This window comes from Pseudomonas sp. SIMBA_068, assembly GCF_046534705.1.
Classification (GTDB): domain Bacteria; phylum Pseudomonadota; class Gammaproteobacteria; order Pseudomonadales; family Pseudomonadaceae; genus Aquipseudomonas; species Aquipseudomonas putida.
In genome coordinates, this window is record NZ_JAWRYI010000933.1 from 1 (window position 1) to 257 (window position 257).

Annotated in this window: 1 protein-coding gene; it reads right to left on the reverse strand. The window is 60.7% G+C overall.

Annotated elements, in window-relative coordinates; genetic code table 11:
• On the reverse strand, nt 1-257 hold a 257-nt coding region (locus SB756_RS32140; RefSeq protein WP_410913511.1), incomplete at both ends, for a phosphoenolpyruvate carboxykinase (ATP).

A 257-nucleotide genomic window follows, 5' to 3' on the forward strand; every position in this document is an offset into this window, starting at 1 on the left:
CCAGCACTTCCGCATACTGCGTCGGATGCAGCATCAGGAACGCCGCGCCGAAACAGGCGGAGAAGGTGGGGGTCGGCTCAGTGACGCCACGCTCGGTCCCCGCCAGTTTGGCGGTGAAACCTGACAGGAAATGATACTGCGTCTGCTCCGGTGTCAGACGTGAAACCGGTGGCAGCACGCCAAACGCATCGGCGGTCAGGAAAATCACTTTCTTCGCGTGGCCCGCTTTTGAGACCGGCTGCACGATATTGTCGATG